1 protein-coding gene and 1 pseudogene are annotated in these 2,061 nt (G+C 59.6%); one reads left to right on the top strand and one right to left on the bottom strand.

Annotated features, from left to right (window positions below; translation table 11 throughout):
• Window positions 1-456, bottom strand: a pseudogene (locus tag N1F91_RS30850) (methyl-accepting chemotaxis protein); the annotation flags it as partial.
• Window positions 457-811: 355 nt separating this feature from the next.
• Here N1F91_RS30850 and N1F91_RS30845 point away from each other — a divergent pair.
• On the top strand, window positions 812-1,318 hold the full coding sequence (locus tag N1F91_RS30845) for a porin (RefSeq protein ID WP_289997739.1): 507 nt from the start codon (window positions 812-814) through the stop codon (window positions 1,316-1,318).
• Window positions 1,319-2,061 lie beyond the last annotated feature (743 nt).

Raw genomic sequence — 2,061 nt, 5'->3', positions numbered from 1 at the left:
GAACTGGTCGCGCAGCGTGTCCATGACCGGCGCGACGTTTCCACCGCCTTGTACCGCCGCCCGGAACGGCCCTTCGATCGTCGCCCACAGCGCGTCCGAGCGAGGCAGCACCTGGCCTTCCAGCTGTGCCCGCAGGTCGTCGCGCAGGGCGAATTCTCGCCAGTAGCCGCGCCGCGCCTTGTCCTCCTGCTTGAGTTCGGCGATCCGTGCGAGGTTCCTGGTGACGAGTTCCGGATGAACCACCGCCTCGTTGGCCAGCAGGTAGGATTCCACCAGGAACATCGGCGGTGGCAGGATGTCGGCTATCAGATCCTTGCCGCCGACGATCTCGCCGTAGAGCGGGCCGTTGACCTGCAGGGTCTTCAGGGCGTGGTTCTGGATGCCGACGGTGATGCCGATCCCGATTCCCACGAAAGCTGCAATTGCGATGACGACCTGCCAGATTCGGAGAGACATGAGGACTGTTCTTTCGATCGCTGAGGTGAGGGAAAGTCTCATTCACCCGCACGTTATTGCTTAATATTGCTAAGGAATGATTTCTGCAGAGGCACGATGCATCGCATGGCTGGCGAGGACCTCTGGCCCGCTGTAGTTCTTTCCAAGCGGCGGGAAAGATTCACGGAGCAGGGGTTTCGAGGCCGAACAAACGGGGTCCGGACCCCTTACACTGCTGAAGTTTCCTCTCTTTCTTTGTGTGATAGTTTCGTCACAAATTATTCGAATCGTCGCGGCGCCCTATCCGCCGATTGACATAATTACGGTACCCGAGAAAATTAGCGAATTCTTAAGAAGTACGAACAGGAGGGGCACCATGAAGATCTTGTTTGCGAGCGCCGGAATCTCGCTACTCGCCGCAGGTGCCGCCTTCGCGCAACTCGAGCCCGAACCGGTCGAGTATGTCCGGGTCTGCGACGTCTACGGCACCGGATTCTTCTACATCCCTGGGACGGAACAGTGCCTTCGACCGGATACTGGCGAAATTCGCTTTGAGACCGAACAGGGCACCGTCAGAACCGAGACTGCACTTGCTGCTAGGGTTCGTGCTCTTGAGAGCCGGATGGCGGACTGGGAAGATTTCGATAGCCACATCGCGATTTCCAATGCCCTGCAAAGCCCTGATCTTGTGGCGGGGGAGACGTTCGGCGTGCGTCTGAACTGGGGTGCCGGGGCGTCCAGCCACGCTTTCGGCCTCACTGGCGCCGTTACCTTCGGTGAGGGTTTCTTGGACGGCGGTCGCGGTCGGCTTTCCGGCTACAGCGGCGTCGCGTTCAGCGGCGGGAAGGTCGGCGGGAACGCCGGCCTCCAGTTTTCGTGGTAGTCCCCGGCTCCGGGCCTTTTGTGCTAGGCGGGCGGCTTTGATACGCATTGCTGTCGCAGAAGCTGTCGGGCCCGTCGTCTGTTGTAGACGCAAAGCTGCATTCTGCAATTGCCATGCTGCCAAACGTAGCTACGGCAACATGTCGGCGGTGATGTAACTCGCATCCCCCGGGCGCCCGGCCACCATCACTTCTTTAAGTGAATTCAACGAAGTTTGACGCGGCAGCAGTAGCTGTTGCAAGAGCGAGGTGCAGGTTGCAGCTTATCGTAATGCGGATGACGCGCACCAAGCAAGAATTGCGAAGCTGCTCGCTGACTACCCTCCGGCCGCAACCTGGTTCACCCAGATCCGCGCGCTCACTGTGGACGCGAGCGGCCTCACGGTCATCATTGGCCAATCACCGTCTGAGACGGAGGAATTTCTCCGGGTCGGAAAGCACATAGGCCAGCCCCGTGGCGAAGCGAACGCCTGAGATAGAGCCGCAAGATCAACAGTTCCAGGTCTTGTTCTACCAGCACAACGAAGCTCGGCTTCGCGACGCGAGAGCGCACCCCGCTGCTAGACCTTAGCCCGTCGTATTCATTACGGCGTGTTCGCAAGGCTGGCGGATGTAGCATAAGCGGTTGATTTGGCGTAGGATTCGGTTGCTTAGGCCAATCCTGCCGACAACATCGCGCGAGCCACACCCGCCATGACTGACGATACGCTGCTGCCGTTCTCTTTTCCAGCCGTTCGCGCCAAGA

The organism is Aquibium sp. ELW1220, assembly GCF_030398385.1.
GTDB lineage: Bacteria > Pseudomonadota > Alphaproteobacteria > Rhizobiales > Rhizobiaceae > Aquibium.
The sequence above is the reverse complement of the archived record's forward strand: the minus strand, read 5'-3'. Positions and strand labels throughout refer to the sequence as shown.